This is a genomic window from Marinobacter nitratireducens (assembly GCF_000708045.1).
GTDB lineage: Bacteria > Pseudomonadota > Gammaproteobacteria > Pseudomonadales > Oleiphilaceae > Marinobacter > Marinobacter nitratireducens.
This window is the reverse complement of sequence record NZ_ANIE01000001.1, coordinates 1-26,804: the sequence shown is the minus strand read 5'-3', so window position 1 is coordinate 26,804 and position 26,804 is coordinate 1. Positions and strand designations below refer to the sequence as shown.

Annotated in this window: 18 protein-coding genes; 17 read left to right on the top strand and 1 reads right to left on the bottom strand. The window is 59.2% G+C overall.

Annotated elements, in window-relative coordinates; genetic code table 11:
* Positions 1-86 precede the first annotated feature (86 nt).
* Positions 87-347 (bottom strand): acyl-CoA-binding protein, encoded by a 261-nt coding sequence (locus tag D777_RS00090; protein WP_036127317.1) that lies wholly within the window; start codon positions 345-347, stop codon positions 87-89.
* A gap of 293 nt (positions 348-640) precedes the next feature.
* On the opposite strand from D777_RS00090, the gene tssB reads away from it, so the two are divergent.
* The 17 genes from tssB to D777_RS00005 all read left to right on the top strand — a co-directional run bounded on the left by tssB (position 641) and on the right by D777_RS00005 (position 26,625).
* The gene (gene tssB / locus D777_RS00085) at positions 641-1,135 is read left to right on the top strand and encodes a type VI secretion system contractile sheath small subunit (RefSeq protein WP_036127314.1); all 495 of its coding nucleotides are present in this window, start codon (positions 641-643) and stop codon (positions 1,133-1,135) included.
* Between the two features lie 66 nt (positions 1,136-1,201).
* Positions 1,202-2,683 carry a type VI secretion system contractile sheath large subunit gene (gene tssC, locus D777_RS00080; protein WP_036127311.1) on the top strand — a complete coding sequence of 494 codons (1,482 nt, stop codon included), beginning with the start codon at positions 1,202-1,204 and terminating at the stop codon, positions 2,681-2,683.
* A gap of 3 nt (positions 2,684-2,686) precedes the next feature.
* Positions 2,687-3,115: a type VI secretion system baseplate subunit TssE gene (gene tssE, locus D777_RS00075; RefSeq protein WP_036127308.1), complete on the top strand. Its 429-nt coding sequence runs from the start codon at positions 2,687-2,689 to the stop codon at positions 3,113-3,115.
* 256 nt (positions 3,116-3,371) lie between these two features.
* On the top strand, positions 3,372-5,144 hold the full coding sequence (gene tssF, locus D777_RS00070) for a type VI secretion system baseplate subunit TssF (protein ID WP_036127305.1): 1,773 nt from the start codon (positions 3,372-3,374) through the stop codon (positions 5,142-5,144).
* Positions 5,108-6,124: a type VI secretion system baseplate subunit TssG gene (tssG, locus tag D777_RS00065; RefSeq protein ID WP_036127303.1), complete on the top strand. Its 1,017-nt coding sequence runs from the start codon at positions 5,108-5,110 to the stop codon at positions 6,122-6,124. Before tssF ends, tssG begins: the two co-directional genes overlap by 37 nt.
* 28 nt (positions 6,125-6,152) lie before the next feature.
* The gene (gene tagH, locus D777_RS00060; RefSeq protein ID WP_036127300.1) at positions 6,153-7,322 is read left to right on the top strand and encodes a type VI secretion system-associated FHA domain protein TagH; all 1,170 of its coding nucleotides are present in this window, start codon (positions 6,153-6,155) and stop codon (positions 7,320-7,322) included.
* The gene (gene tssJ / locus D777_RS00055) at positions 7,319-7,852 is read left to right on the top strand and encodes a type VI secretion system lipoprotein TssJ (protein WP_036127298.1); all 534 of its coding nucleotides are present in this window, start codon (positions 7,319-7,321) and stop codon (positions 7,850-7,852) included. Before tagH ends, tssJ begins: the two co-directional genes overlap by 4 nt.
* The gene (gene tssK / locus D777_RS00050) at positions 7,852-9,186 is read left to right on the top strand and encodes a type VI secretion system baseplate subunit TssK (protein WP_036127295.1); all 1,335 of its coding nucleotides are present in this window, start codon (positions 7,852-7,854) and stop codon (positions 9,184-9,186) included. The genes tssJ and tssK overlap by 1 nt, the downstream gene beginning before the upstream one ends.
* A 3-nt stretch (positions 9,187-9,189) precedes the next feature.
* Complete coding sequence (gene icmH / locus D777_RS00045; protein ID WP_036127292.1) at positions 9,190-10,026, top strand: type IVB secretion system protein IcmH/DotU; 837 nt, start codon at positions 9,190-9,192, stop codon at positions 10,024-10,026.
* A gap of 11 nt (positions 10,027-10,037) precedes the next feature.
* Positions 10,038-12,656, top strand: a complete 2,619-nt coding sequence (gene tssH, locus D777_RS00040; RefSeq protein ID WP_036127290.1) for a type VI secretion system ATPase TssH — start codon at positions 10,038-10,040, stop codon at positions 12,654-12,656.
* Positions 12,657-12,824: 168 nt separating this feature from the next.
* The gene (locus tag D777_RS00035; protein WP_036127769.1) at positions 12,825-14,387 is read left to right on the top strand and encodes a sigma-54-dependent Fis family transcriptional regulator; all 1,563 of its coding nucleotides are present in this window, start codon (positions 12,825-12,827) and stop codon (positions 14,385-14,387) included.
* The gene (gene vasI / locus D777_RS00030) at positions 14,387-15,034 is read left to right on the top strand and encodes a type VI secretion system-associated protein VasI (RefSeq protein WP_227501612.1); all 648 of its coding nucleotides are present in this window, start codon (positions 14,387-14,389) and stop codon (positions 15,032-15,034) included. Before D777_RS00035 ends, vasI begins: the two co-directional genes overlap by 1 nt.
* Positions 15,035-15,052: 18 nt before the next feature.
* Positions 15,053-16,489, top strand: a complete 1,437-nt coding sequence (gene tssA, locus D777_RS00025) for a type VI secretion system protein TssA (protein ID WP_036127288.1) — start codon at positions 15,053-15,055, stop codon at positions 16,487-16,489.
* A gap of 28 nt (positions 16,490-16,517) precedes the next feature.
* Complete coding sequence (gene tssM, locus D777_RS00020) at positions 16,518-20,108, top strand: type VI secretion system membrane subunit TssM (protein ID WP_036127286.1); 3,591 nt, start codon at positions 16,518-16,520, stop codon at positions 20,106-20,108.
* Between the two features lie 74 nt (positions 20,109-20,182).
* Entirely contained in the window at positions 20,183-22,267 is a 2,085-nt protein-coding gene (locus tag D777_RS00015) for a type VI secretion system Vgr family protein (RefSeq protein ID WP_036127284.1), read from the top strand.
* Positions 22,260-23,189 carry a DUF4123 domain-containing protein gene (locus D777_RS17585; protein WP_051668887.1) on the top strand — a complete coding sequence of 310 codons (930 nt, stop codon included), beginning with the start codon at positions 22,260-22,262 and terminating at the stop codon, positions 23,187-23,189. Before D777_RS00015 ends, D777_RS17585 begins: the two co-directional genes overlap by 8 nt.
* Positions 23,182-26,625, top strand: coding sequence for a toxin VasX (locus D777_RS00005; protein WP_036127281.1), 3,444 nt, complete (start codon positions 23,182-23,184; stop codon positions 26,623-26,625). Before D777_RS17585 ends, D777_RS00005 begins: the two co-directional genes overlap by 8 nt.
* The last annotated feature ends 179 nt before the right edge of the window (positions 26,626-26,804 follow it).

Sequence of the window (26,804 nt, the reverse complement as noted above, 5' to 3'; positions counted from 1 at the left end):
GGCGGCATCTTATGACAAATTGTTGAACGCCGCAAAATTTTGATGGGCGCGCAGGCCCCGGCCATGGAAGCCGGGGCCGGAGGGCATTACTTCAGCGCTTCAAGTTTGTCGATATACTGCTGCATGGCGGCATCGCTGGAGGTGCCCTTGAGCTTTTCCCAGGCGTCGTACTTCGCGCGACCCACAAAATCCATCATGCCCGGACGCTTGCCGGAGACATCGCCTTCGGTGGCTTGCTTGTACAGCGCATAAAATTCCAGTTTCATCTCGTTGGACGGCTGGAAATCGCCCTCTGCGGTCTGGATATAGTTGACCGCTTCGTCAAACTGGGTTTTCAGGTCGCTCATTGCGTTCTCCTTGATTGAGTCTCTGTGTTGGTGTTTATGTCCTGGAAAGATCAGTTCGAGTATAGCCGCAGGTAAAAAAGGCGTCATTGACTGAACCGTCCTGCATGGCAGAAGGAAACGTCAGAAACAAGGTATTTGGCAAAAGTTTGCCTCTACGCACAATCCGAGATTCTGCTGGCCAGTTTTTGCTTGAGAATGCCGGATTAGGGGTGTAGAGTTTTTGCCGTTGCGTGCCAGGAGGGCGCGTACAAGGGATTGAACAACTGCAAATGATTTGCACAGGGAGCAAGCGCATGTCTTCTAAAGACGGTTCCGTCGCGCCTAAAGAGCGCATCAATATCAAGTATGTCCCCGCCACCGGAGATCAGCAGGCTGAAACCGAATTGCCGCTGAAGATGTTTGTTGTTGGCGATTTCAAGGGGCATGCGGAAGAAACCCCCATCGAAGATCGAAAGGCCATTTCCGTCGACAAGAACAACTTTCGTTCGGTCATGAAGGAAGCGGGCCTGAGTCTTTCCACCACCGTGACCAACAAGCTGGATGAGGAAGCCGACGACCTGCCGGTAAACCTTGAGATCCAGTCTCTGGACGATTTCTCCCCTGACAGTGTTGCCCGCCAGGTACCCGAGCTGAAAAAACTGATCGAGCTTCGGGAAGCACTGGTCGCCCTCAAGGGCCCGCTGGGTAATGTGCCATCGTTCCGTTCCAAGCTGCAGGAGCTGCTGGACAATGATGATGCAAGGGACAAGCTGCTGGCCGAACTGGAACTGGCCACCGACAGCGAATAATCGAAGGCTGCTGCCTGAACGCGGCCTTCAATATCGACGATCAATTACGTACTAAAGGGATGTGGTATGTCTGATACTGCTGTGCAGCAATCTGCTGCCTCCGAATCCGTGGCCGAAGGGTCGCTTCTCGATCAGGTCATGGCGAACAGTCGCATGGCGCCGGCGGATGAGGGATACGATGTGGCCCGAAAGGGGGTAGCAACCTTTATCGCCAACCTCTTGAACAGCGACGAGAAAGGCCAGCCCGTCAACAAGGCCCTGGTGGACCAGATGGTCGTGGAACTGGACCGAAAGATCAGCGCCCAGATGGATGAAATCCTGCACGCGCCACAGCTGCAGGAGCTGGAATCCTCCTGGCGCGGCCTGAAGCTGATGGTGGATCGCACCGATTTTCGCGAGAACATCAAGGTCGATATCCTGCACGCCACCAAAACCGAACTGCTCGAAGACTTCGAATTTGCTCCGGATGTAACCCAGACCGGGTTCTACAACCACATTTATTCCACAGAATACGGCCAATTCGGGGGCGAGCCGGTCGGTGCCGTCGTCGGCAATTACGCCTTCACTCCCTCCACCCCGGACATGAAACTGCTGCAGTATGTTTCCTCCGTGGGAGCCATGGCCCACGCGCCGTTCCTGTCCTCCGTGGCACCGTCGTTTTTCGGTGTCGATAGCTATCAGGAACTTCCGGCCATCAAGGAACTCAAGGCCGTTTTCGAAGGTCCGAAGTACGCCAAGTGGCGCTCTCTGCGTGAATCCGAAGATGCCCGTTATCTGGGCCTGACCTCGCCGCGATTTCTGCTGCGGGTGCCTTACGATCCGACCGAAAATCCGGTTCGCAGCTTCAATTACAAGGAAGACGTATCCGCAGATCACGAGCATTACCTGTGGGGTAACACGGCCTACCTGCTTGCAACCCGACTGACCGAGAGCTTCGCCAAGTATCGCTGGTGCCCGAATATTATCGGTCCCCAGAGTGGTGGCGCCGTGGAAGACCTGCCGGTGCACGTGTTCGAGTCCTTCGGTCAGCTGGAATCGAAGATCCCCACCGAGGTGCTGATTACTGACCGTCGAGAATACGAAATGGCAGATGAGGGGTTCATCGCCCTGACCATGCGCAAAGGTAGCGATAACGCCGCCTTCTTCTCTGCCAACTCGGTTCAGAAACCGAAACAGTTCCCGAATACCAAGGAAGGCAAAGAAGCGGAGACCAACTACAAGTTGGGGACCCAGTTGCCGTACATGATGATCGTGAACCGGCTGGCGCATTACATCAAAGTGCTGCAGCGGGAGCAGATTGGTTCCTGGAAAGAACGTCAGGACCTGGAGCGTGAACTCAACACCTGGATCCGACAGTACGTGGCCGATCAGGAAAACCCGCCTGCGGATGTCCGCAGTCGTCGCCCGCTGCGCGCCGCTCAGGTTACGGTCTCGGACGTCGAGGGCGATCCGGGCTGGTACCAGGTCTCTCTCGCGGTTCGCCCTCACTTCAAATACATGGGCGCGAACTTCGAGTTGTCGCTGGTAGGTCGTCTGGACAAGGACTAAATCGTGTTCGGCGATGAGGCCCTGAGTCGGGGAGGCAGTCTGTTCGAACGTCTGGAACAGGCTGCCGACGCAGCCGGCCAAAGCATGGGGGATACCCCCCACGTCGTTGAATCCATCAAACGCCATCTGGTTCGATTGCTGAATGCCCATCCGGGCAATAGCGCGAGTGTTCCGGGCCTGGGTCTGTTGGATTTCAACGACGCGACGCTGGGAACCCATGATCTGAGCATCCAGATCCGGTCCGCGATCCGGAAGTGCATCGAAGACTATGAGCCCAGGGTGAGCCGGGTGGATGTGGTTGCTTTGCCCCAGGGGCCGGATCCGTTGCAGTTGCGGTTTCAGGTGACGGTCTATCTCAGGGTTGGCTCGGAAGACGATAAGACGACCATTGATCTGTTATTGGATGACAAGCGCTACTACCGGGTGATGTAACGCCCTAGTAGCTGAAGACAAGGATGAGAACTGGAGGCATGGCGCTGCCCGGAAGTGTGCGGAGCCATGGATGGCGAAGCCCAAGCGCCCAGGGATGGCTTGAGCGTCTTTCGGGCAGCGCCATGTCTCCAGTTCGGAGTTAGAGGGAGCAACGACGCTTTTCTTCTGGAAAAAAAACAACTCGCTGCGCTCAGACATTTTTTCCCGCCAGAAAAGCATCGTCACTCCCTCTTCCCGGCATTGGTGTTGTTGCCCCATGAAGTTGAATCGGTTTTACAGGGATGAATTGAGCTTTCTGCGGTTGCAGGGACGGGAGTTTGCGGAGGCTCATCCGCAACTTACCCGGTTTCTGTCGGAACAGAGTACCGATCCGGATGTGGAGCGGTTGCTCGAGGGGTTTGCGTTTCTGACAGGTAAGCTGCGGGAGAAGGTAGAAGACGAGTTTCCCGAGCTGACTCATTCGCTGCTGAACATGCTTTGGCCCAACTATCTGCGGCCGGTGCCCAGCTGCACCATCATGAAATTTGATCCGCAACTGCACGCCATCAGTGAGCGCCAGCGGGTCGAACGACACACCGAGATCAAGAGTCGGCCGGTCGGAGACGCCATCCGTCAGACTCAGTGCCGGTTCCGGACCTGTCGGGCGGTGGATGTATTCCCCATCAGCGTCGCCGGCGTTTACGCCGAGCATTCCAGGGAGGTGTCTTCCGTCACTGTGGATCTGGCGTTGCACACCGATCAGTCACTGAACACTCTGGGGCTGGACCATCTTCGCTTTTATCTGGGGGGTGATGATCATACCTCCGAGACCCTGTACCTGTGGCTGAATCATTATCTGACCGGCATCGAACTGGTGGTCGGCAACTCGACCTATCGGTTGCCTGCTTCGTCGTTGCGACCGGTTGGGTTTGCCGCTGACGAAGCACTGCTGCCGTATCCGAAAAACGCCTATCCCGGCTACCGGATCCTGCAGGAGTACCTCAGCTTTCCGGACGCGTTTCGCTTTGTGGATATAACCGGCCTGAAAACACGGCTGCCGGCTGTCCAGGCCGATGAAATCAGTGTGCGTTTCCAGTTCAGCCGGATTCTTCCTCCGGAGGCCAAAGTAAGGGCGGAGAGCCTGCAGCTGTACTGTACCCCGGCGGTCAACCTGTTCAGCCATGAAGGCGAGCCAGTGGACCTGAACGGGCGCCAGACCGAGTACCGGATCTCCCCGTCGAGTCGCTCACCGGACCACTACGAAGTGTTCTGTGTCGAACAGGTGGAAGGCTGGCTTGAGGGCCGCTCGGGACGGGGCGAGCCGCGTATCTACACGCCATTCGAGAGCTTTCAGCACGAAGTGGAGAGAGATCGGGGGCGAACGGCATTGTATTACCGGACCCGGGTCCGGGAGAGTGTTCGTGGCGATGGTTTCGACCACTATATGTCCTTTGTCCGGGGGGACGAAAGTGAGTGCCTGAACCGCCAGGAAGCCGTGTCTCTGACCCTCACCTGCACCAACCGCCAGTTACCCAATCAACTGGCGGTTGGGGAAGTGTCCATGGCAACGGAGACGACGCCGGCATTTGCCTCCTTCAGCAACATTACCCGACCCACAGCAACGCTTCGGCCAACGCTGGATGGCAGCCTGCTGTGGACATTGATTTCGAACCTGTCGCTCAACTACCTCTCCATGCTGGATGTGGAGGCCTTGAGGACCGTGCTGCGTGTCTATGATTTCCGGGCGCTGGTGGACCGGCAGGCGGAACGAATATCGAAGAAGCGGCTGGCGGGTATCAGTGGCATAGCCACAAACCCCGTGGACAGGATGATCCGGGGGCTGCCGGTACGTGGCATACGCTCGGAGCTGAGTCTCGATCAGAGCGGATTTGCCTCGGAAGGGGATCTGTACCTGTTTGGAACGGTACTCAGCCAGTTCTTTGCGCTTTATGCCAGCATCAACGCATTTCACCAACTGGAAGTGGTGAATACAGAAAACCAGGAACGGTACACATGGACGTTACAGCAAGGTCAGCAGCCGCTGATGTAGCCGAGCTGCAACCCGTTCTGGGTAACGCGCGGCGCTACAGTTTTTTCCAGCTGGTGGATCTGATCCATCGGCACCACGGCGACGATCTGGAGCAGGGTGGTGAAGACCATCCTCAGCAGGAGCGCATCCGGTTTTCTGCCTCGGCAGGGTTGGGGTTCCCCGGCAGCGACGTGGTGTCTGCGTTGTCGCCCGAGCATGAGCATGCGCCTTACCAGATGGAAGTGAGCTTCCTTGGATTGCATGGTTCGCAGTCGCCATTGCCCGGATATTACCTGGAAGATCTGGCCTGGGAAGCCGGCCAGAACCTGGGTGTGCGTCGGCACTTTCTGGACTTTTTCAACCACCGTCTGGTGACGCTGTTCCATCGGGCCTGGCGCAAGTACCGGTATTACATTCGCTTCCAGCCTGGCGCCTCGGATGGGTTTTCTGACCTGATCTTCGCGCTGGTCGGATTGGGCGATGCGCGGCTGCGCGAAGCCACCCCCGTGAACTGGTCCAAAATGCTGGCCTATGCCGGGTTGATGGCCGGGCGCAGCCGATCCCCCGACGTTGTCAGTGGCATGGTTGCCCATTGTTTCGATCTTGAAGATGTGAGCATCGAGCAGTGGGTGTTGCGCAAAGTGGATATCGCCAAAGCCCAGCAAACCCAGCTGGGCAGGAGCAACGCCTCGCTGGGGATGGACACGCTCGTGGGTGCTCAGGTGCGCGACCGGAGTGGCAAGTTCGTGTTGCGGATCCGCAACCTGAGCCGCCAACGCTTCGCGGATTTCCTGCCCAATGGCCGGGAGCACAAACGCTTGCTCAAACTTGTGGAGTTCGCCACGCGGGAACAGTTGGCTTATGACCTTGAGCTTCAGATGAGACCCAGGGACATCCGGCCGATGCAGCTGGGCGAGGATGTGCGCCTGGGATGGAATTCTTTCGTCACGCCAGAGCGGGCCTCATCCCGGCCTGCCGTTCGGATTCAGATACGCCGGTAACCACGCTGGCGATACAGGGAAGTTGATTATGGAAAGGCAACCAGCAGCGGTTCTGAAACTGACCGTCACCAACCCAACGGCCACAAATGGTGGTGCCGCCATTGAGCACCGTTTCAATACCGCCGGTGGTTCCATCGGGACGGCGGCCAATGATACCTGGCAGTTGTCCTCACAACGGACCGGTGTGGTGGCCGGGCACGCCGAAGTGCGGTTCATGGAAGGCGATTTCTGTTTGATTGACCGGAGCGGCCGCACCTACATTAACAGCGCCAGCCAGCCGGTTGGTCGCGGGCGGCGGGCGCGGCTGAATCATGGTGACACATTAACCATTGGCCGATACCAGATCCGTGCCGAACTCGCCGGCGATGATGCCCCTGAAGTCTGGCCGGAGGGCGGGGCAGACGATGATCGCCTGATCAATGGTCAGGCCGCAGAGTTGAAGAGGGCGCAGGTGCGGGATGCGGAGCCCGGTGGCTGTGAACCGCTCGAAGGCATCGAGCCGGTGACCCCTGCTGTCGAGAGTAATGACCCGATGCTGCACTGGCCGGATGGTGAACAAACGCCTGAAACGCCGAGACTGGGGGCACATCGGGACGAAAAGAGCCGGAAACACATCAGCGCCACGCCACTCATCAAGGGAATGGGCTGCGAACTCGACTTTGCCGACAGCGACGAGATGCGCTTGTTTCTCGAGGAAGCGGGGCAAACCTTGCAGGCCACTGTAGACGGCTTGCTGGCACTGCACCGGGGCGAAGACAGCCACCACCGGGCATTGAGAACCCGGTTGCAACCCATCGAAGACAACCCGCTGCGACTTGGTGAGTCCTACGGCGACACCGTTCAGACGCTGTTCGCTGGTCAACGGAGCCCGGTCCACCTCTCTGCCCCGGCGGCGGTTCGGGAAAGCCTGGAGAGCCTCAATCAGCACCAGCAGGCGACTCGGGTCGCCATCCGTGAGGCTCTGGATGCCATTCTGCACGCGTTTTCACCGGAAGCACTTTTACGTCGTTTTCACGGCTATCGCCGGGGCCTCCAGGAGAGCGAGGACGAGGGGCACTGGGCTTGGGACATGTACCAACACTATTACCGGGAACTGAATTCCAGTCGTCAGCAGGGATTCGAGCGCCTGTTTCAGGAGGTGTTCGACCAGGCATACGACCAACATCTGCGCCAACTACAAAGGGAGAATCTGAAGTGAAGACCTGCAAATGGAGTTTGCTGGCCATCGTGATTGTGCTTGCCGGATGCAGCACACCCTATAACGCGGTCACCAAGACCGCCAAGGTGCTCTGGGACCCGGACATCCCCGTGGGCTACCCGGAAGATCTGCCCAGTCGGGTGGACCTGACCATGGTTGCCGAACCCGATGTGAATCCCAACGAGTCCCTGGCGCCGACACCCATTGCCTTCCAGATTATCGAGATGCGGGACAGCTCTCTGCTGATGGCCGGAGATTTCGATTCCCTGCTCAACAACCTGGAGGATTCTCTGGGCCAGAACTACGTCGACCACAGCGACTATTCCCTGGTTCCAGGCCAGTTCAAATTCGTCGAGCCGTTCGAGATCAGTGAGGACACGCGCTTTGTCGGCATCATCGCCTTCTACGCGTATCCCAATCTTTCCCAATGGAAGAAAGTGGTGAAGGTGGATCCCATCGGCGGACGCTATCACCTGCTGGTCAACCTGCGTGAGCGGGAAGTTCAACTCAAGCGCTCGGATGAATCCTGATGACAGTCACCAACCGTGTGGTCTGGAGTGACGGGCTGTTTATCAAACCCCAGCACTTCCAGCAGCAGCAACGATATCTTGAGCACCAGATCAATGAGCGCGCCCTGGCGGTATCGGATTACCTCTATGGCTTCAGTGATCTGGAACTGAATGCGGAATATCTCAGTTTTGGCCGGGTGGGGCTGGTCCGCGGAGCCGGACTATTCCCGGATGGTACCCGCTTCAACCTGCCTCAGGATGATGTGATGCCCGAACCGCTGGAGATCAGCGATGCGTCGGTGGCCAACCAGGTGGTCTACCTGGCCTTGCCCCTGGGCAGTGACAACCTGTCCGAAGTTGAGTGGCCAGAGGGTTCGGTTACAGGACGGTTCAGGGCTCAAAGCACCGAGGTTCGGGATTTGCACTCGATTGATGGCGATGCCCACAACATTGATGTCGCCCGGGTGGCACCACGGTTGATGCTGGAGCAGGAAGACCGCAGCGCCTATGCCGCTCTGGCGATTGGCCGAATCCTGGAGAAGCGGCCGGACGGTAGCCTGGTCATGGATCCAAACTTCATACCGACCATGCTCAGCGTTCGGGCGGCGCCCAGACTTCAGCGGTTTGTCGGCGAGATGGCGGGATTGATGCGGGAACGGGCGCGGAACCTCGCCGATCGCGTCGGTGCCCCCGGGCAGGCCGGTGTAGCGGATGTGTCGGATTTCATGCTGTTGCAGATGCTTAACCGGAGTCATCCCAGATTCATGCACCTGGCGCGATTGCGACAACTGCACCCGGAACGCTTGTTCGAGGCGCTGTTGGAATTGTGTGGCGAGTTGGTGACGTTTACCGACGAATCGCGGCTGCCTCAGGAGCACACGGCCTACGATCACGACCTGCCGGAAGCCTGTTTCAGCCCCCTGATGCAGGTGCTGAGGCAATCCCTCAGTACCGTGCTGGAGCCCCGTGCCCTCGCCATTCAGTTACAGCAACGCCAGTACGGTCTGACGGTCGCGCCGGTGCAGGATGTCCAGTTACTGCAGAGCGCCGAGTTCATTCTCGCGGTGAAAGCCGACATGCCGCTGGACGACCTCCGCAAACAGTTCACCCAGCAGTGCAAGGTGGCGTCGGTCGAGAAAATCCGCGATCTCATCAGTCTTCAGCTTCCGGGTATTCCACTGTCGGCACTGCCGGTGGCGCCCCGGCAGTTGCCATACCATGCCGGCTTCGTCTACTTCCGGCTGGACGATCAGAGCCAGGCCTGGCAGATGCTGGAGAACGCCAGTGGCTTTGCCTTCCACGTGGCAGGCAGTTTCCCGGGCATGGAAATGCAGTTCTGGGCAATCAGGAGCTAGGTCATGAAGGACGCAGCAGTAATGGACTTACCGGATAGTGAGGCCAGCAGCAGCGGTGAATTCAGCGAGTTGTTGTTTGCCAACCAGGATGGGCAGCAAGCAAGTGGGGAGGTCGGTTTTGACGACCCGCAATTCCAGTTGCGGGGGCTCGAGAACAACCGACTGATTGATGCGGCCACGCCGCTGCTCGGATTGGTAATCCGGGTGCGTCGGCTGGCGGCCTTCCGGGACGTGGAAAGCCTGTATCAGCAGGTGGTGGATGACGTGGCGGGCGTCGATAGGGAGCTGATTGAGCAGGGCTATGAGCGTCCGACGGTTGTTGCCTATCGCTATGTGCTCTGCGCGTTCATTGATGAGGCGGTCCTCGGTACCGACTGGGGGGCGCACAGCGTCTGGTCCCAGCACTCGCTGCTGTCTCGATTCCATAACGAGACCTGGGGTGGGGAAAAGGTCTTCGCTATCCTCGCACGCATGGAGCAGGAACCGGCCCATTACCGGGAGATGCTGGCCTTTATCTATCTGTGTCTGTCCCTGGGTTTCGAGGGCCGCTACAAGGTCATGGAAAACGGCCGTGAAGAGTATGACCAGATCGTCCGAGGCCTCTACGAAACCCTCTATGAAACCTCCGGCGGTCCGGAAGACGACCTCGAGCGCCCGGCGCTGCCGGATGCGATGGAAAATGTGATGCCAGCGCGAAACCGACTGCGCAGTGGTCTCCCGATGTGGGGCATTGCCGGGCTGTTTGTGATCGCCATGGCTGGTGTTTTCACACTCTATCGAGTGGCGCTGGATGAACGCATCAGGGATGTGCTCAGCGTGCTCGACCAACTACCGAAATAAGGATATTGACAGTGATTCGGGTTGAACTGCCGGCGCTCATCGGGCGCCTGAATGACATCTGCCGCGAGGGAATGGAATCCTCGGCGGCTCTCTGTATCAGCCGTCAGGGTGCGGAAATTACGCCGGCACATCTGATCTTCAAACTGCTGGAGACACCGTTTTCGGATGTGCGCCAGATTCTTGATCACAGCGACATTGATCCGCAGGCCGTCCAGGCTCTGCTCGGCGACAGCCTGACCGGTGAACGGCAAAGCGCCGAGCCTTATCCCTCGTTCTCGCCGCTGCTGGTTGAACTGCTCCAGGATGCCTGGTTGCTGGCTTCGACAGAACTACAGCATCAGGAACTCCGGTCGGGGAGCATTTTTCTTGCCCTGCTGATGAATTCGGACCGCTATCTGATGCCCGCGGCCAGCCAGTTGCTGGGCGACATCAACCGGGAACAGATTCGCCGCCATTACGACCGCTGCACCGAGGGGTCCGTCGAGCGCCCGGAGCTGGGGAAGGCGGATGCAGATTCGAAGGCTGCCGCAGCGGATATGGACCCCCTGCAACGTTATGCCACGGATTTCACCCGGCTGGCCCGGGAACAGAAACTGGACCCGGTTGTTTGCCGGGATGAAGAAATCGACCAAATGATCGATATCCTCTGCCGCCGCCGCAAAAACAACCCGATTGTGGTGGGTGATGCTGGCGTGGGTAAGAGTGCCGTGGTTGAGGGACTGGCGCTGCGAATTGTGGCCGGGGAGGTACCCGAGCGCCTGCGCAACGTTGAACTCTGGACCCTGGATATGGGCGCGCTCCAGGCTGGTGCCTCGGTCAAAGGGGAATTCGAGAAGCGGCTGAAAGGTGTGATCGAAGCCGTCAAAGGATCGCCGACGCCGATTATCCTGTTCATCGACGAGGCCCATACACTCATCGGAGCCGGCAACAGCGAGGGCGGTTCTGATGCAGCCAACCTGCTCAAACCCGCACTGGCGCGCGGCGAGCTGCGGACAATTGCCGCAACCACCTGGCGGGAATACAAAAAGTACTTTGAGAAAGACCCGGCCCTGAGCCGCCGTTTTCAGCCGGTGGCCCTGGACGAACCCAGCCCCCGGGAGGCGGTTCATATCCTGCGGGGCCTGAGAACCGTGTATGAAACATCCCACAACGTACTGATTGCCGATAGCGCACTGAAAGCGGCCTCGGAAATGTCCGCTCGTTACCTGGCAGGCCGTCAGCTGCCGGACAAGGCCATCGATGTGCTGGATACCGCCTGTGCCCGGGTCAGCCTGAACCTGAGCACGCCGCCGCGTCGGCTGAGCCACGTAAGGAACGAGATCCACCAGCTGGCGATGGAACAGGAACTCCATCAACGGGAGCATACACTCGGGCAAACCGTGGACGGCGAACGAGAGGCCGCCCTTGAAAGCCGAAAGTCCGAGCTGGAAAGTGAGGCAACGGAGCTGGAACAGAGCTGGAACGAACAGCGTGATCTGGTCGCGAAGCTGATTGATATTCGACAACGTCTGTTGTCATCAGGCAATGATGAGCCTGAGGATGATCAGGCGGATGAAGAAACACCGGCGCTGAGCCAACAGGCCGCAGCCATTGAGCAGGAGCTGGCGACGCTACAGGCAGAGGAACCCCTGGTTCATGCCCGTGTGGATGCGCGTCAGGTGGCCGAAGTGATTGCTGACTGGACCGGCATTCCCGTCAATCGAATGACCGCCGACGAACTCGAAAGAATCACTCACCTGCCGGACTACCTGCAATCCCATATTAAAGGGCAGGACACCGCCATCAATTGCCTGCATCAGCATTTGCTGACCGCCCGCGCCGACCTGCGTCGTCCCGGCAGACCCATGGGGGCCTTCCTACTGGTGGGCCCCAGTGGTGTCGGCAAAACCGAGACCGTGGTTCAGCTGGCAGAACTGCTCTACGGCGGGCGGCAGTTCCTGACCACCATCAACATGTCCGAATACCAGGAAAAGCACACGGTATCCCGGCTGATCGGTTCTCCCCCCGGCTACGTCGGCTTTGGCGAGGGCGGTATCCTCACCGAGGCCATCCGCCAGAAGCCCTATTCCGTGGTGCTGCTGGACGAGGTGGAAAAGGCCCACCCGGAAGTGCTCAACCTGTTCTACCAGGCCTTCGACAAGGGCGAACTCGCCGACGGCGAAGGCCGGCTGATCGACTGCAAGAACGTCGTGTTCTTCCTGACCTCCAACCTGGGCTACCAGGTCATCGTCGATCACGCTGAGCAGCCTGAAACTATCGACGCAGGGCTTTATCCCGAACTCTCGCAATTCTTCAAGCCGGCGCTACTGGCCCGGATGGAAGTGGTGCCGTACCTGCCGCTCGGAGACGAAACCCTGAACCGGATTATCGGCGACAAACTCGAACGCCTGGCGGCCCAGATCCGCGAGCGTTACCAGACCGAAGTGATTCTGGAGCAGGGCCTGGTGGAAGCCATCCGCTCGCGGGCACACCGAAGCGAAAACGGCGCGCGAATGCTCGAATCCATCATTGAAGGGGAATTGCTGCCACCGGTGTCGCTGGCGTTGCTGGAGAAGCTGGCGGCAAAAGAGCCTGTGGGAAAAGTGACCCTGAGCGTACAAGAGAGCCGCTTTACAGGAACCGTGGTGTAGGCAACACCAGAGTAGCGTGTGATGCCGTTCCTTTGCACGAAACCGTGCGGAGCCATGGATGGCGGAGCCGAGCGTACACGGATGTATTTAGAGCGTGTTTCGGGCAAAGGAACGGCAGCGCACGCGGGCAGGCACGTTGCATTAGACGAGGATATGACGATGGGACGGATGCAGATGGAACTGCACACCGGTATAGAGCTGGCGGTTGCCATGGTACAGCAGCAAACGCTGCCAGACCTGCTGCGCACCGCTACAAAACAACTGGAGACTGCCTTCGGGCTGACTCGCTGCTGGGCACTGGAACTGGACCTGAGCGGTCGTCTCCTGCATTGCAGCGATCTGGCGGATCAGGGCGAGTTCGATTGCAGTGATTTCAGCCATCCGTTCAGCCATATCCTGCAAACCGGACAACCCCGGGAACTGACCCGTGCAGCAAGCTACCGACTGGATCATCCCGGATTCCAGGCCATGTTCGAAGCCAGCGACCGGCCACGTTCGCTCTGGCTGGAACCGCTGACAGGAGCCGATGGCAGAACGCTCGGAATCCTGGTGATGTGCCGGGACGGTGGTGACTGGGACGGCATTGTCGGCCAGCCATTGTATCGCGGGCTGAAAGAACTGCTGACTCTGCAATGGGTTGCCCGGTTGCAAAGCCGTGATGAAGGCTGGCAACGGCGTTTGCTCAAACGCTCCCTGGATCAACTGAATGACAGCGAAACCTTGAGACAGCGAAGCGAACAGCTGTCGAGAACCCTGGTTGGCAACTCCCTCGCGATGAACCAGCTTCGGGCCCAGATCGTTCGCGCTGCCAGCAGTCAGCTGTCGGTGCTGGTCCAGGGCGAGACTGGCTGTGGCAAGGATGTTGTCGCCAGGGGCATCCATGACATGTCCGAGCGTTCCGGTGGGCCCCTGATTATCGTCAATTGCGCAGCGATCCCGGATACGTTGCTGGAAAGCGAACTGTTTGGCCATACCAAAGGTGCGTTTTCCGGTGCTGATCAGAACAAGGAAGGCCTGCTGGCCCAGGCCAATGGCGGCACCCTGTTCCTGGACGAAATCGGTGACATGCCAATGGCATTGCAGTCCAAACTGCTGCGAGTGTTGGAAAGCCGGCAATTCCGTCCTCTTGGTGCCAGCCAGGAGCAACATTCCGACTTCCGTCTGGTTGCCGCGACGCACCAGCCGCTGCAACAGGGCATTGAAAACGGGCGGTTCCGCCGGGATCTGTTCTACCGGTTAAGCCAGTTCCCGCTGCGCATCATGCCGCTGCGGGAACGCCCGGAGGATCTGGAAGCGTTGAGCCGGCACTTCATCCGCTTGTACACAGAGCGGGAAGGTGGCGGGCCGCAAGGCATCAGCAGCCACGCGTTGCACTCACTGGCCCGGTACGATTTCCCGGGCAATGTTCGGGAGTTACGCAATGTGATCGAACTGGCCTGCTTGCAGACTCCAGTGGGGGATGACATCCAGCCGGAACTTCTCAGGTTGGAAGATCCGTTCAATGTAGCGGATGCAGGTGTGGCTGCCGAAGTAGAACCCAAAGCCCTGACCGGCGTGCCGACGTCCAACGATATACGGGACCTGAAAGCGGCGGCCCAGGCGTTTGAAGCGGCGGTCATTCGGGAACGTCTTCAGCAGTATGGTGGCAATCGGGCCCAGGCCGCAGAGAGTCTGGGATTGCCCAAGCGGACCCTGGCTCACAAGTGCCTCAAGTATCAGGTGTCCGAGTGATGAGAGAGATGACAGTGATAAGAGTCATGGTGCGTCATTTGCTGATCTCGCCTTTTCTTACGCTGGCTTTTGCATTCCCAGCGTTGGCTGGCCAGCTTGAGGAAGCCCATGCCTGTGTGCAGAAAGCGGACAGGCTGGCCCGCCTGGCCTGCTTTGATCGGGTTTTCGGCACGCCATTGCTGGCGCCATCAGCCATGACAATCCCCCGCTCGAACCAGCCTGAGCGGTGGCGTCAGGCGTTTGCCCAGGCCAGTCAGGACGACACCGCCGTCTACCGGGATACCGGGCGGGCTGCGGGATTGCTGGTCACCGTGCCGGCGCTCGGGGCCAAGCCTCCCCGGCCGTTGCTGGTGTTGCAATGCCAGAACAACATCACCGAGCTGTCGGTGATGTTGCCACAGGCGCTTGATGCCGAGCGGGTGCGGGTGGTTGTCGGCACTCAGGGTGCGGCCAGCTGGCGGGTACGGGATGGCGGATACGTCGTCAGCGGTGGTCGGGGGCTTCCGGCGATACGAACCGTGAAAACCATGCTTTCCGAACCGGATGTCCGATTCAATGCGCAGCAGAGTGAACTGGATGGTCTGGTCTTTGATCTGACCGGATTTTCTGACGCCATTCGTCCTGTGCGTTCGGCGTGTGGCTGGTAGCGGGAAAGGAGACCGATTTTGCAGATCATAGAACAGCATCCCTACGCCGAACAGGTTCTGGACCCGATTGCCGGCGAACACGGGGTTGGGGACGCCCTGGAAGACGACACCACGCTGGAGTTCCTGGAAGACGAGATCATGAAAGTGGGCTCGCTTGCCCACAACGAGATCGATTGGCCGAAAGTGGAGTCGGAGGCGCTCAAACTGCTTTCGGACCGGAGTAAACATCTCAAGGTGTTCGGCTTTCTGCTTTTGGCGCTTCAGCGCGGAGGCAACGGCGAGCGGTTTGCGTTGTCGTTGTTTCTGCTCCACCGGGTTCTGGATAGCTGGTGGACTCAGGCCTGGCCGTATCCCGGGGACAAAGGAAAGCGCGCACGCAGGATGCTGTTCACCCAGATGCTCCAGCGCGCGGAGAAGGGCGTGGATGGTCTGAGTTTTGATGGCGGCTCCGGGGACGGACGCAGTTACTGTCTGGGCCTTCTGTCAACGCTGGTGGGTCAGGCTGAACGGCTGGAACTTCCCGATGAGCTGTTGTTGGATATCAAGCGCAGTATCGAGAAGCTCGAAACGGTTGAGGTATCGGGAGCCGGCGGCACCGGGCCCCAAGCAGCCGAAACGGACAGCTCTTCCGCTACCTCAAGGGAAACGGAACCGAGGCCCGCGCCCACAGCATCACTGGGTCAGCTCACACTGGACCCTGGCAATGAGCGGGCGACCCGGCAGAGTTTGCTGAAGGTGGCTGACATGCTGACCGGCAGTGAACCCGACAGCCCACTGGGTTATCGGATGCGACGCTATGCCATCTGGTTGGGCATCACCAGTGCACCCCCCACCCGGGATGGTCAGCGGACCGATCTGGCGGCCGTCAGCGCTGACCGTGTGGCGGAGTATCGAGAGGCTTTGGAAAAAGCGCCGGATCTCAGCCTTTGGCAACGGGTGGAGCAGAGCTTGTCTGTCAGCCCATTCTGGCTCGATGGACATTGGCTCAGCGCCCGCATTGCCTCGGCACTCGGCCACGAATACTGTGCCGAGGCCATTCGCGAGGCACTGCGGGAGTTTGTCGAGCGCCTGCCGCAGGTACCGGAACTCACGTTCAATGACGGCACGCCGTTTCTGGGGGAGGACGCCGCAGATTGGGTATGGGCGTCGCCAGGCACGGGTAAGGCCGGCGGGGCCGATGCCAATCCCTGGGATACAGCCTATGAACAGGCCCGGGAACTGCTCACTCAACAGGCGCTGAATGAAGCCATGCAGTTGATGGAGAAGGGGCTCTCCGAGGCTCAAGAACCCAGGGAACGCTTCTACTGGCGGCTGAGCAATGCCCGCCTTCTGAAGGACGCCGGAATGGCGTCGCTGGCGTCTCATCAGATCGAGGATATACGCCTTCAGGTTCAGGGGCGGCCGCTTGAGGAATGGGAGCCGGGACTGATCAAGGTTCTCGAACGGCTGGCCTGATTGTTTGTTTAAAGGATTGATTGCAGGAATGGATACCATGTGGAGAAAAGCTTTACTCGTTGGTCGCTGGCTACTTCCATACATCCGCGGTGCGGCGCCGATCACTCTGATGTTGGGGATCATTGCCCTGCTGGTGGCCACGTGGTGGCTGGGACCCCGCTGGTCAATCAACGGGGAATATCCGTTGGCGGCCTGGCAGATGCGGGCCCTGGTGACCCTGGGGGTCGTGTTACTGGTGGCGATGGTCTGGGGAACCGTGCTTGCCCGCCGTCTGCGCAAGGTCAACCTGGAAAAGGCCGACCAACAGCGGGAACAGGAAGATCCCATCCTGCCCATGGAGCGCAAACAGCAACGCCTGCTGGATCGGCAGTTGGCGGCCCTGAAGAGCAATCTCCCCGGCCGCAAGGGGCTCTACCGTCTGCCCTGGTATCTGGTCATCGGACTGGAAGACGCCGGTAAGACCAGCCTGATTCAGCGATCGGGTCAGACCTACACACTGACCAACGTCACGCGAAACAACCGCACCGACCGCAATCCCTTCGGTTTCGACTGGTGGATCGGTGATGACGGTGTGCTGATTGATCCGGATGGTGAGTTGTTGAGCCAGAATCAGGGTCAGGGTGCGAGTGCCGAGGTCCAGCAGCGGTTGTGGCAACATTTCATGACCTGGCTTGAGCGCAACCGGCCACAGCGGCCACTGAATGGCGTTGTCTTGACGGTCGACCTGGCCGAATTGAGTACGCTGGGTGAGCAGGAGCGCGAGGCCCGGGCCATCCTGCTTCGAACGCGGCTCCGGGAACTGATGGATCAGTTGGGGTCACGCTTACCGGTTTATGTCAGCTTCACCAAGATGGACCTGCTGTACGGTTTTTCGCCTTTTGCTCGCGGCCTTGATAAAGAAGAGAAAGAGCGGGCTCTGGGCTTCACGTTTACCATCGGCAACCGGTCCGATCAGGATCACTGGATCAATGAGTTTTCCGAGCGGTTTGAATCTCTGGTTGAAGGTCTGGGGGGGCGGCTGCCCAGGATTCTGGCCAACACGCGGGACGCTGAAGAGCGAGCGGCGGCCTACTCATTTACCCGCCAGATGGCGGGCCTCAAGCCGGTACTCGAACATTACCTGACGCAACTGTTGTCGGCGGATGCCTTCTCTACGCCGGCTTTGGTCCGCGGAACCTATTTCACCTCGGTATTGCAGGAAGGGGTGCCAGAAGATGCATTCGTATCGGCGGCGGCTGCAAACTACCGGATGGCCAGCCCGATTCAGCCGGCGCAGCGCTCCGGCAAGTCTCTCAGCCTGTTTACCCGCAAGCTGTTCCCCGAAATCATCTACCGGGAGGCGGGATTGGCCGGGGACAACCGGCGGGTCGTGCGCAAGCGCCAACACCGAATCGCCATGGCCAGCGTGCTGGCTTTGTGTGCAGGGGCCGGCATGACCGCGGGCTGGCAGCATTACTTTATTCGTAACGCCGACGCCGCAACGGAAGTGGAAACCCGGGTACGCACATTTGTGGATAACTGGCAGCCGGTAGGGTTTGAGGCCGACACCAGTGGCCGCAACCTGCTGGAGCCGCTGGATGAGCTCCGCGAAGCGACGCTGGCATTTGGTAACTATCGGGACCGTTGGCCAATGGTGACCGATATGGGGCTGTATCAGGGCCATCGGATCGGGCCTGAGGTGGAGTCTAGCTACCTGGATATGCTGGCATACCAGTATTTGCCTGCCATCATGTTCGGGGTGATGGATGAGATGAGCAAGGCGCCGGACGGCAGTAATGAGCGGCTGGAACACCTGAGGGTCCTGCGCATGCTCTACGATGCCAGTGGCCGCAGATCCGACATTGTTCGTCACTACATGCAGGATTACTGGCAGCGTCTGTTCCCGGGACAGAAAGGGGTGCAGCGGCGGTTGACGAACCATCTCGAGTACGCAATGGCCAACACGGACCTGGCCCGAATGGCCCAAGAGGGAGACAGTACCGCCGACATGGCCCTGGCGCCGTTTCGCAGCAGCGTTCAGTGGGCCCAGCATGAACTGGGCCGTGTCCCCACCCCGGACCGGGTGTATCGGGATATGGAAACCGATGCCGAACAGCAATTCCGCGCACCCCTTGACCTGGCACGGGCGTCCGGCCCCGCGTTCGGTACGGCGTTTGTGCCGGTGGACGACTATGGCGAGCCACGAGCCGAGGACTCGACAGAGGCCAATCCCCTGCTGATACCGGCACTGCTGACTCGGGAGGGAATGGAGAAGTGGTTCCTGCGCCAGTCCGGTTCCGTCACTGAACTCGCGCTGGTGGATGCCTGGGTGCTTGGGCGCCGGGAGGATGTGAACTTCAGTACGGCCGATGAAGCAGAACTGAGAGCCAGCCTCCAGACCCTCTACGCCGAGCATTATGTGGATGCGTGGCGGGAGGCACTGAGCCATCTCGATATTCCGGGGTTTGCCGATCTCAATCACGGCGTACGGATTCTTGAAAGCCTGACCGGTGGGCACCGTCCATTGGCCCAGTTGCTAAAGCGGGTGCGGACCAATACCCAACTGATCCCGGCTGCTGACGGGGAAACCGCGGCAGCCCGGGAATTACTGGAACAGTCGCCCCACTTCCGCATGTTGCAGGAAATTGAGCGTCAGTTTGCGGACCTCAACGCGCTCTCCCGAAAAGAAGGGGATCAGCCCAGCGGATTGGATCAGGTCATGGTGGTGGTTGGGGATCTTCATCAGTACCTGCGCAACGTTCAGGAGGCTCCGGACACTGGCAAGGCGGCACTGGCTGCAGCCCGGGCGCGAATGGGGCTTCAGGGCGCCGACCCGATCTTTACGCTTCAGCGTATGGCCGACAACCAGCCCGAGCCCATCAAACGCATGCTGAACCGGCTGGCGAGTGAAAGCTGGCGGGTACTTCTCGATCAGGCGGTGGCACAGCTTGAGCGGGAGTGGTACCGGGAGGTCTATCAGCCGTTCCAGCAGAATCTGGCTCGCCACTATCCGTTCAACCCGGATGCCGGGCGGGATGTCGCTCTGCAGGACTTTGAGCGCTTTTTTGGTCCAGAGGGCATCCTGGCGTCCTTCTACAAAAACAACCTGAAACTGTTCCTAGAGGATCATCCGGAACAGATCGGGGACGCGAAACGGGCGGGCCTGGTGCGTCGGGATGTGCTGGCCTCGCTCGAGCGGGCTGACCGTATTCGCTCCGCCTATTTCACCCGGAGTGGCACGTTGGATGTGGAGTTCGCTCTGGAGCCGTTGAACCTGTCCGCGAACAAACGCCGCAGTGTGGTGAACGTGGATGGCCAACTGGTGGAATTCAGTCACGGACCGCGCCAGAGTATACCGCTGGTTTGGCCCAATACGTTGCGGGACAGCGTTGAAAGCCGGATCACTCTGGTGCCGATTCAGGTGAACCGGTCGCCTCGCAGCCTGTCCGAGAGTGGGCCCTGGGCATTGTTCCGCTTGCTGGATCAGGCGGACATCACCGGTGTGAGCAGCAGTGCCGTGGATGTGCGCTTCCAGGTTGACGATGGCGAAATGCGCTACCGACTCCATGCAGCCAGCAACACCAATCCGTTCACCCAACACTTGTTGGCGGGGTACCGTCTACCCCGTAGCTTGTATTAGACTAGGTGCCGATTCGGGATGACAGGAGGTCATCCCGAGCACCGAGAATTCACGAATCTTCAGGGAATGAAGACATGCCCCAGGCAAGCGGACTGCAGTTCACCGCCCGTGTTGGTGAACTCCCCCAAGATCTATTCGCCGTGGTTGGCTTTGCGCTGACCGAAGGCCTTTCCGACCTCTTTCAGGGCCGGCTCGAACTGGCCAGCACCGATCCGGACATCCAGGCAGCCGATGTGCTGGAACAGCCCGTGGATCTGGTGGTCTGGCAGGATGGCGCGCCCCTTCGTCGCTTCACCGGCGTGGTCAACGAATTCGCCCGCGGGGACACCGGCCATCGGCGAACCCGCTACGAACTCGTGATCCAGCCGCCGCTGTGGCGTCTTGGGCTGATGCACAACAGCCGCATCTTCCAGACCCAGAGCACCGACGCCATCCTGCGCACCCTGCTGGAAGAACGGGGCATTGTGGACACCGTCTTTGACCTCAAACGCCCCCCGGAAGAACGGGAATACTGCGTCCAGCACCGGGAGAGCGATCTGGACTTCATCAACCGGCTGGCGGCCGAAGAAGGCTGGCACTACCGCTACCAGCACGGCAGCGTGGATGGCGCAACCCAACCCGGCTTGATCGTCGCCGATCATCACGGCGATGCCCCGAGACTGGATAACGTGGCCTACAACGCCAAAGCCGGAGGCAGCACCAAGCAGCCCTGCGTCTTCCGCTTTAGCTATCAGGAACGGGTCAGAGCCGCCTCCGTCGCCATGAAGGACTACACTTTCAAGAACCCCGCCTACGCCCTGATGCACGAACAGGCCAGCGGCAACCTGAACCAGCGGGACGATTACCAGCACTACGATTACCCTGGCCGCTTCAAGGCTGACGCCTCCGGCCAGCCCTTTACCCAGACCCGGCTCGATGCCCTCAGAAACAACGCCAGCACCGCCAACGGCGAAAGCAACCGACCGGACTTCACCGCCGGGGCCAAAATCGCACTCACCGACCACGACTCGGATGCCCTTAACCGGGAATGGCTCCTCACCGCCATCACCCACACCGGCAAACAGCCCCAGGCCCTGGAAGAAGAGGGCGGCAGCGACCCGACCAGCTACCACAACGAATTCAGTGCCATCCCGGCGGACAAGACCTGGCGCCCCATCTGCGAACACCGCCCCCTGATGGACGGCCCCCAGATCGCACTCGTGACCGGCCCGGACGGGGAAGAAATCCACTGCGACCAGTACGGCCGGGTCAAAGTCCGCTTCCCCTGGGATCGCTACTCGAACAATGACGAACACAGCAGCGCCTGGCTAAGAGTCAGCCAGGGCTGGGCCGGAGGCCAGTATGGCTTCATGGCCCTGCCCAGAATCGGCCACGAAGTGATCGTCTCCTTCCTGGATGGCGACCCGGACCAGCCCATTATCACCGGCCGGACCTACCACGCCACCAACACACCGCCGTATTCACTGCCGGAACACAAAACCCGAACCACCCTGAAAACCCAGACCCACAAGGGCGAGGGCAGCAACGAACTGAGGTTCGAGGACGAAGCGGATCAGGAGCAGATCTACGTTCATGCCCAGAAAGACCTGGACCTGCTGACCGAACACAACCGCACCGAAGTCATCAAAAACGACAGCCACCTGGCGGTGGAGAACGACCGTTTTGCACACACCAAAGGCAACAGCCACCACACTGTCGATGGCGAAAAACGCGAGCAAACCGGCAAAGACCATAGTTTCAACGTAAGCGGCACCCTCCACCTGAAAGCCGGCACCGCCTGGCTCAGTGACTCCGGTACCGAACTCCACATCAAGGCTGGTCAGAAAGCCGTCATTGAAGCCGGGGCGGAGATTACCCTGAAAGCGGGCGGCAGCTTCGTGAAGATCGATCCCAGTGGCGTGGCCATGGGGGGAGCCAGTATCAAGATGAATGCCGGTGGGGCTAAAGGGAAAGGCAGTGGGCAGGAGGTGCAGGTGCCGGAGAGGCCGGGGTTGGTGGATGCCGGTGGCGCGTATACCGAGCCTGCTGTGCTGGCCACGGTCGGCCAGAGAACCAATGCGCGACCGGATGCCCAGATGCGTGCGCTGCAGGAAGGTAAAGCCCTGACCTCCATTTGTCAGGCAGAAGAGACCACATCGGGAGATGGGGCCAATGCTTGATGTGTTCAAAGCGCCTTCAACAGCCAGCGCTCAGTTTCAGGACATGCATTTCAATTATGTCCTGATCGATGGCAGCAAACGTGCCGAGGCGGAACGCTGGCTGTACGAGCTTGTTGACACTCCGGACTATCGCAATCTGTTTGATGGCACTGAGTGGGCATCGATTCGCGATGTTGCACCGTTGCTGGTGTGTACTGAACGGGGCCATCCGTTGTTGGACCGACTGCCTCTGGGGTGCAAAACACAAGAGTGGGGCTACGCGATCGCCAGCGATGAATCGTTGGGCGCGCTAGCGGATCATCTACGCGGCTTTATCACCGTACACCACCCTTTGGGCGATAAGGTCATGTTGCGGTTCGCCGACCCCACCGTTGCACGGGTCCTGTTGGCCAATTCCGGTGATGGCGGGGTGCCCGAATACTGGTCTCCTTTCTCTGCGGTGAAGCTCCCGGACGCCCTATGGGATGGCTGGCACCTTCAGATACGCCCGGACTGGTTGCCGGAGGTTGGCGTTGGCCGGAACGCGGAGAGTCGTGTTTCATTTCGGCTGGGTGAACTCACCCTCAGCGGTTTAACGGACACGGATCGACGCGCAACGCTGGTCAAATTGATGCAGCACCTTGAGACCCATTTCCCGAGCAGGGTTGCGTCGAATGTAAGGCCGGCTGCAGTTAAGGACCTTCGGACCATCATGGAGCAGGCGTTGGCCAATGGTTATGAATCGCTACAGGCCTTGCTCCACTGGGGTACTGTATACGGCTATCTGGGACAGATGTCGCGGTGGGAAGCCGCAGCCCCTGGCATTTATGACCTTTTTCACCGATGGCCAGGAATGGCCGCAGAGGCCCAGGCCAGAGAAGCGGCGATAGTCGCTATGTCCTCTGCTGGAACCCAAGTGCAAGGAGAGCCGATCCATGGGTAAACAACTCACTAATCCCATAGCCGCCGCCGATCGCGCAAGCCTGGCAAGCACTACGGCTCAGGGCGCCTGCCCTTTGACCCGTGCGGATATCCAGTTGATCCCGGTACGATACGCTTATGCCTGTGAGGCGGCGGAACACCCTTCATTGGAGCCCCGGTTCAACCTCGAATTTCAGCCAATTGGCATCCGGCAGATACGGGATGGTTACCTGTACTTGTTCCATTCCGATGCCCCCGACATTCTGCACGAATACGAAGTCAAAGACGGTGGCGCGGTCACCAAGCGTCTATGGCAAGGTGACGAGGCCGCTCAGGATCAGCGTACTGGAACCCCGGACACACCCGCCATCGTGGTTCCGCGCAGGGGGCATGTGGATGTTTTTTTCTCGGCCACGCAGCTGACCGCGAAAAAGTGCAGCATGCTTATTAGCTGGGACGATTACCGTCGCCAGGTGATGGAGCGAGTGAGCTTATCCGGCTACTGCCCCATCAACGGAAAGCCCCAGTTGTTGAACAAGGCAAGTCTGGAATCGCTGCTGACCCACCCCGACACACAAAACGTGCCCATGGATGGGAAAACCCATTTACCCTCCTGGTATTGGGCCCAAAATACACTGGATACCGGCTCTGAACCGTTCGCCCATCGATTACCTGCTTATGATCTGGACCATGCGTATATCGTGGTTGATGATTTTATGGGTCACATCAACGACCTGCTGGATGCCTGGGCCGTTGTGGATACCAACCATAACGCTTGGTTGGAGGCAGAGGACGAGAAATACTATCCGGCGCGTTTCATCAGCGATCTGATTCGATTAGATGACGACCGAGTGGCTGAGTTGGCCCGCGCGTTTTCGAAACAGGTTGAAGATGAAGATGCCAGGGCATTGTTTGAAAAGGTTGCTGTGGGGAGCCGCGACCAACATGTCCAGTTGAAGGAACTGATCGACGACTTCCCGGAATACCAGCAAAGCGCCCGAAAAGTCGCCGGCCCCGCCACCTACAACTATATGCCGTCGGACCACGAGCGGGTCACCAGAGTGCGTGACGCCGCCGACGCGCTGGCGATGGAAATGGGACTGTCGCAGCGCGAATTGCTCAGTATCGTCGAATCCATGTCGGACTATCAGTCCAACCTTGTTGATGGCTCCGATTTCGGTGGCGAGCAAGGCATTGCGGATCTGGTGAAACTCGACGACATGAATGCCTATCTGGAACAGGCTCAGCAGCATCTCTCGACATTCTCCGAAGAGAAACAACGGATCGTCACGGACATTCAGTCTTTGTTGGCCACCTTCTACCTTCATGGTCACCTGTATGACCGGGAAAGCGATGCCGACTACATGGCACTGCTAAAGATGGACAACGGTCTGATTGCGGTGCTCACGGAGTGGGCACAAGCATCGGGTGATTTTTCATTCCTGAAGCAATTCTACTTTGAGGAGATCGGGCATCAGCATTTGATCTCGCTGGACCTGAAACCCGAGATCATCCCCGGCACGTTAAAAGACGTAATCGACAGCCTGAAAGCCATTATGGGTGCCAATCAAGCTCCTGCCGCATACAAGGAGTGGGTTGAGCTGGTTGAGCAGAGTCCCCATTTGCAATTCCCGTCCCTCTCGGAGGGCGCGGCCGTACAACTCAGCCACCACCTGGCTCAGCTCAACATCGCCGGGCGATTGGCGGTATTCGAGTTAGTACAAGCGGCGGATGCCGCTGACTTGCATGGCCGCTTGAGGCAAGTGTTTGAGCGGATGGACCTTGGGCTGCGGGCCCACATCTTCGAGAACCAGAGGCTGTACCAGATGGATCTGGAGATTGCCGATGCCGACAGCCTTGCCAGGCATGAATCTCTCATGAAGGAAATCGAATGGCTGGCCAAGTTGCGTGAGGAGGTTTTGGAGCGAGAAAATCGCCTTCAGCAGCGGTATAGCGAGGCCAGCACCCGAGACCGTCGCCGATATAAACGAGAGTACGACGAACAGATCCGGGCCATCCGGGCTCAAAAGCAAGAGCTGACCAATCAGCTTCGTGAGCGAGGTTTTCAACTGATGGATACGTCCCCGGTTGAGGGGGAAAACCACAGCGGAGCCCTCCTCATCGGTGGGTTAACCCGCACCGCCTACGGCCGTGCCGTGCAATCTGAAGTCGATGAACTGAAACGCCTGAGAGAGCGGGGCGGGCTTACGCGAATGATGGATTACGGCCGAGGCATGATCCACGGACAGGATACGCTGGATCTGCCGAAACGAATTGGTGGCCTGGGATTGGTGTCGTTTATGGGGTTGGTTGGGGCTGTTGGAACATGGGATGCAATCAAAAAATTGATGAATGACGATCCGGATGGCAGCTGGGCAGACGCGTTCTCTGGGGCTACCGGCACAATCGGCGCGGCTGCCAGTGTTTTGACCATCGTCGGCAGTGCGCGTCTGAATTATTACTACCAGACCATCTCACAGGCGGATGAGGTCTTGACGCGGTTGGCTCGGGTGAATGTATGGGGGGGGACCCTTGCGGCTTGGGCGGGGTTCTTTTCGGCGGCGGCTGATGGAATAAAACAGCTCAATATTATCCGGAATAGCCAGCAAACCATTGGAACAAAAGCCGGCGCAGGCGTGACTCTCGCTGGTGATGCATTGCTCACTGCGGGAAGTTGGCGAATGGCTCGAACAGGATCAGCCGGCATCTACCACGTCCTCCGCAAAACTTCCGCCGACATCACCTGGAAATCGGTCAATCGGGGGATGCTGTCGTTGGCCGGCGGTGTGTTCCGGGGGTTGAACGTTTATCTGTGGATAGGCACCGCTTTGGTCTGCCTAGGCAATTGGGTACAAAGCTATTATAAACGCACAGACGTGCAGCGCTGGTGCGAGCAGAGTGCCTGGGGCAATGATGCCAAGGGTTGGGATACGGATCAGCAACGCCACGAACTGGCCAAGGTCATTTACCAACCGACTCTGGCAGTGAAGGCAGAACAAGCCGCGTTGGATGGGCGTACAAGTTATTGCGCCTTCCGCATAGAACTACCCGGATTGAGTTCGCTGGAAGCGGATAACATGGAATGGGCAATCCTGCGGCAGGAAGGGACGGCCTGGTACCCTGACCACGACTACTGGAATCAGGCCATCACTACCAAGAGCATGGGCTCGGCGGGCGTTGCCCTAGAGCTGTCCCTGACCGGGGCTGACCTGGATACGGCCGATGGGTTCTATCTGGCCTTCCGCTACAAGGCAGCCAATTCTCCGAACTGGTTGCCAGAGACAGACAAGGCGTACCACTACAAGCTGACCTTGCACGAGCAGGGCAATTTGCCGATGGTGGGCGCTAACGAAACGAAAGAGTGGCAGCCGATAACACCTCTGGATGCGCCGGACACGCGATTGACCCCATTGATCATCAACTACCATGCCCTGGTAAGCCAGCCCATTAAGTCCTAACTATGACCAAAGCTAACGAGAGCCCATCACCAACTCAAACATCGCCTGAGCCCGACTGGGAAGCCGGTGTGCGCCGAACGACCCAAGAGGGGCGACTGCTGGCCCTGAGCCCTGTACCTGTGACCACCGGTGAGCAGGCGGTGGACGTCAATGCCTGGATTCGACGAAAAACCGAAGGG

Coding starts and splice junctions, on each gene's coding strand:
- D777_RS00090 (WP_036127317.1), bottom strand. CDS start 347: ATGAGCGACCTGAAAACCCAGTTTGACGAAGCGGTCAACTATATCCAG.
- tssB (WP_036127314.1), top strand. CDS start 641: ATGTCTTCTAAAGACGGTTCCGTCGCGCCTAAAGAGCGCATCAATATC.
- tssC (WP_036127311.1), top strand. CDS start 1,202: ATGTCTGATACTGCTGTGCAGCAATCTGCTGCCTCCGAATCCGTGGCC.
- tssF (WP_036127305.1), top strand. CDS start 3,372: ATGAAGTTGAATCGGTTTTACAGGGATGAATTGAGCTTTCTGCGGTTG.
- tssG (WP_036127303.1), top strand. CDS start 5,108: ATGGACGTTACAGCAAGGTCAGCAGCCGCTGATGTAGCCGAGCTGCAA.
- tagH (WP_036127300.1), top strand. CDS start 6,153: ATGGAAAGGCAACCAGCAGCGGTTCTGAAACTGACCGTCACCAACCCA.
- tssK (WP_036127295.1), top strand. CDS start 7,852: ATGACAGTCACCAACCGTGTGGTCTGGAGTGACGGGCTGTTTATCAAA.
- icmH (WP_036127292.1), top strand. CDS start 9,190: ATGAAGGACGCAGCAGTAATGGACTTACCGGATAGTGAGGCCAGCAGC.
- D777_RS00035 (WP_036127769.1), top strand. CDS start 12,825: ATGCAGATGGAACTGCACACCGGTATAGAGCTGGCGGTTGCCATGGTA.
- vasI (WP_227501612.1), top strand. CDS start 14,387: ATGAGAGAGATGACAGTGATAAGAGTCATGGTGCGTCATTTGCTGATC.
- tssM (WP_036127286.1), top strand. CDS start 16,518: ATGGATACCATGTGGAGAAAAGCTTTACTCGTTGGTCGCTGGCTACTT.
- D777_RS00015 (WP_036127284.1), top strand. CDS start 20,183: ATGCCCCAGGCAAGCGGACTGCAGTTCACCGCCCGTGTTGGTGAACTC.
- D777_RS17585 (WP_051668887.1), top strand. CDS start 22,260: ATGCTTGATGTGTTCAAAGCGCCTTCAACAGCCAGCGCTCAGTTTCAG.
- D777_RS00005 (WP_036127281.1), top strand. CDS start 23,182: ATGGGTAAACAACTCACTAATCCCATAGCCGCCGCCGATCGCGCAAGC.